At 62.1% G+C, this 3,776-nt stretch carries 4 protein-coding genes; 3 read left to right on the top strand and 1 reads right to left on the bottom strand.

Annotation, left to right across the window (positions count from 1 at the left end):
- From Q4F04_RS04765 to Q4F04_RS04755, 3 genes are all read left to right on the top strand, one after another.
- A partial coding sequence (locus Q4F04_RS04765) for an enoyl-ACP reductase (RefSeq protein ID WP_303368689.1) occupies positions 1-630 on the top strand: 630 nt, incomplete at its 5' end.
- 75 nt (positions 631-705) lie between these two features.
- A complete protein-coding gene (locus tag Q4F04_RS04760) occupies positions 706-1,386 on the top strand; it encodes a DUF1045 domain-containing protein (RefSeq protein ID WP_303368688.1) in 681 nt (226 codons plus the stop codon).
- Between the two features lie 67 nt (positions 1,387-1,453).
- Positions 1,454-2,323, top strand: coding sequence for an alpha/beta fold hydrolase (locus Q4F04_RS04755; RefSeq protein WP_303368687.1), 870 nt, complete (start codon positions 1,454-1,456; stop codon positions 2,321-2,323).
- A 73-nt stretch (positions 2,324-2,396) separates the two neighbouring features.
- Here Q4F04_RS04755 and Q4F04_RS04750 read toward each other — a convergent pair.
- Positions 2,397-3,776, bottom strand: a 1,380-nt coding sequence (locus Q4F04_RS04750) for a hypothetical protein (protein ID WP_303368686.1), incomplete at its 5' end; no start/stop codon positions are given.

The raw sequence follows: 3,776 nt of genomic DNA, 5'->3' as shown, positions 1-3,776 counted from the left end.
GAATCGCTCGGGTCCGACATCCTGCTGGACGTGGACGTGACCGACGACGCCTCGCTGGACGCGGCCTTCGCGGCGCTGGGGGAACGCTGGGGGCGGCTGGACATCCTCGTCCATGCCATCGCCTTCTCGAACAAGGACGAGCTGACCGGGCGCTTCGTGGACACGAGCCGGGCGAACTTCAAGCAGTCGCTCGACATTTCCTGCTATTCGCTGATCGAGGTGGCGCGGCGGTCCCTGCCGCTGATGACCGAGGGCGGCACGATCCTGACCCTGACCTATGGTGGGTCGAACCGGGTGACGCCCTTCTACAACGTCATGGGCGTCGCCAAGGCGGCGCTGGAATCGGCGGTGCGCTATCTGGCGAACGACCTCGGGCCGCAGGGCATCCGGGTGAACGCGATCAGCCCCGGCCCGATGAAGACGCTGGCAGGTGCGGCCATCGGCGGCGCCCGCAAGACCTATCGCCACACCGAGGCGAACGCCCCCCTGCGCGCCAATGCGACGCTTGAGGCGATTGGCGGAACGGCGGTCTGGCTGGCCTCGGACTGGGGCGCCTGCACGACCGGCGAGGTGGTGATGGTGGACAGCGGCTATCACGTCCTCGGGATGCCGCAGCCCGAGAATATCTGAGCCAGCCGTTTCGCTGGCACGGCGGAACATCCCTGCAGCCCGGCCGTTTGCCCCGAGCATCCCTCAGAGGCCCGGATGAAACGCTTCGCCGTCTATTACGCCCCGCGCCCCGGCGACTTCGCCACCCGCACCGCCGCCTGGCTGGGCTGGAATCCCCAAACCGGGCGCGGGATCGCACAACCCGATCTGCCTGCCCTGCCCCATCCGGCGGCGGAACTGACGCGCGATCCGCGGAAATACGGCTTCCACGGCACCCTCCGCGCGCCCTTCCGGCTGGCCGAGGGCGTCAGCCCGGCGGATGCAACGGCAGCGGTCGAGGCGCTGGCGGCGCGGCTTGCCCCCGTGACCTGCGAGGCGCTGCGGATCGAGGATCTGCACGGCTTCCTCGCCCTGATCCCGCAGGGCTGCGAAGACGCGCTGCAGGCCCTTGCCGCCGCGGTGGTCGAGGGCACCGACCATCTCCGCGCGCCCTTGACCGAAGCCGAGATCGCCCGCCGCAAGCCCGATCGGCTTTCCCCCCGCCAGCGCGAGTTGCTGCACCGCTGGGGCTATCCCTTCGTCATGGAGGAGTTCCAGTTCCACCTGACCTTGACCGACAGCCTGCCCGAATCCGAGCGCGCCCCGGTCATGGCGGCCCTGCAGGACCACCTTTCCCCTGTCCTGCCCCGCCCCTTCGTGATCGAGGACCTGTGCCTCTTCGGCGAGGCCACAGACGGCCGCTTTCACCTGCTGCACCGCGCGCCCTTGTCCGGCTGACGCGGCAGAAGAAACCCGCCTTGGCGCGAAGCAGCGGCTGTTGCCGGGCGCGACAGCCCAAGGCAGGATGCCCCTGCAACGACAAGGGGACAAGGTCATGGACGTGCAGCATTTCACCGCCGCGGATGGGGCGCGGATCGCCTATCGGGATAAGGGCGAGGGGCTGCCGGTCCTCTGCCTCGCGGGACTGACGCGCAGCATGGACGACTTCGACTATCTCGCGCCGACACTGGCAGACTGCCGGATGATCCGCATGGATTACCGGGGACGCGGGCAGTCAGACTGGACGGGGGCGGAAACCTACACCGTCCCGCAGGAGGGCGCGGACGCGCTGGCGCTGCTGGATCACCTCGGGATCCAGAAGGCGGCCATCGTCGGCACCTCGCGCGGGGGGCTGATCGCCATGTATCTTGCCGCCGTCGCCAAGGACCGCCTGCTGGGCGTCTGCCTGAACGACGTGGGGCCCCAGCTTCGGCGCGAGGGGCTGGAGGCGATCATGGACTATGTCGGCCGCCGCCCCAACGCCCGGACGCTGGCCGAGGTGGCCGAGCGCCTGCCCCGCACGCTTCGCGGCTTCGGCGAAGTCCCCGAGGGCCGCTGGCACGAGGAGGCCGCCCGCCTCTACCGCCAAGCCGAGGACGGCGTGACCCTGACCTATGACCCGGCCCTGCGCGAGGCCTTCCTTTCCGCCTTCAAGAACCCCGACGCCACCGCTTGGCCCCTGTTCGACGCGCTGGAAGGGCTGCCGCTGGCGCTGATCCACGGCGAGGGCTCGGACCTTCTGGGCGAGGACGCCGTTGCGGAGATGCACCGGAGGCGGCCGGACATGATCTACGGCAAGGTGCCGGGGCGCGGGCATATCCCCTGGCTGGACGAGGGGGAGAGTGTGAGAGTGGTAAGGGCGTGGGTGGCTGCGATAGAAGGGGCGGCTGCGTAGGGTGCGTGCTTTGCACGCACCGTTCGGCGGTGGGATGGTGCGTGCGAAGCACGCACCTTACGCTCGCCTCCATCTACTTGATGAAGCCTATAGCCCGTGCGTAGTTCGCCACCTTTCCTAACGTATAGTTTGCAACTTCTGCTCGCCCTGTCTTTCGCCGCCACATAACTTCAACACGCACCGGTCCTGCCCCCGTATCAAGGAGTAGATCCGTTCGGCGCGACAGGCCAGACCCGAAGTTCTGCTCGACCTTAAAGTCAGTAGCCAAGCCCGCATAAACGAGCGCAGATCCAATTGCCGCATTTAACTCAGAGTCATTCTTTTCTGCGATACTAGCAAGCTTCTCGAAAGCTTCTATGCTTTTAGACCCAAGCTTTTTCCTACTTCTCAGACCCGTGACTCCCCCTGCCAGAACATTGGCAAAGTCCGTCTTTCTCAACCGGTCTGTCGCATCCCTTCTATCCGGCTTCTCCATTTGAAACCTTCGAGACGCAAGGCGAGTCTTCAAAGTATCAGAAGCAAATGCCCTCATCAAGGATGACGCAACCAGAACCGGAAGATGAAATATCTTCACGTCCAGAACTGTTCCCACAATTCCAATTTTTTCAGGATATTGCTTCATGTCAGCTACGATATTGGCACCAGTAGCAGACATGAGGCGCTCTGTATCAATCGCTGCAGTTGAGCCGCGAGTAAGCGCAGCCACGTCTCCATCCGGCTCGTTACCAGCAGCGACCAAAATCCATAAACGACACTGTTCCTTATCAACTAATGCTAAAATATCTTGCTGTTGAGCAAGTATATCTCCCTGAATTTTTGCATAAAAATCACCAATTACATCGCTAACCTGAACGTGCCTTGACAGCGAATCATGAGACAGGCCCAAATCAGCAATAGATGCGCTTTGATTTGCCAAACTAAGCGTCTTACTCGCGATATCGACGAACCGATCTTTCTCCGGCCCAGCAAACTGGATACATCCTTTGCCAAGTCCAAGGAGTGCCGTGCCTCCAATACTTCTAGCAAGCGGCAAGATGCGGTCTCGAAGGGCATCTGTGTTGCAGGGCCAAACCACGAGCGACTTCGCCCCCGTATTTCGGCGCAAGAATCCATTAATTTCATGAAGCCATGTTTCCAACTCCGAATCCGTGAAAGAAGTTGCTGCTTCGCGCTCCTCAAGAACATAAACAGTAAACTTATCATCCTCCGGAATCTTCTCCAGAGCCTCTCTTATTGAAGCATTTCCCGGAACCGCAACAGTTCTGACGTTCTCTTTAAAAACGCTCAAAGTATGAAGAAAGGTAGACTTGCCTGACCCTGAGCTACCACGAAGAACAACAAAAGTTCCTCGACCCGCCGTCTGCATTACTGCAAATAGCTTATCAAATTCTGCCAGTGCACTAGGGTCAGGACTCACAACCAATAGATAACGGTCGCGGCGAGGGCGCAGGCT

The sequence above is a fragment of the Paracoccus sp. (in: a-proteobacteria) genome (assembly GCF_030536915.1).
GTDB lineage: Bacteria > Pseudomonadota > Alphaproteobacteria > Rhodobacterales > Rhodobacteraceae > Paracoccus.
This window is presented reverse-complemented; position numbering and strand designations above follow the sequence as displayed.

Coding starts and splice junctions, on each gene's coding strand:
- Q4F04_RS04760 (WP_303368688.1), top strand. CDS start 706: ATGAAACGCTTCGCCGTCTATTACGCCCCGCGCCCCGGCGACTTCGCC.
- Q4F04_RS04755 (WP_303368687.1), top strand. CDS start 1,454: ATGCCCCTGCAACGACAAGGGGACAAGGTCATGGACGTGCAGCATTTC.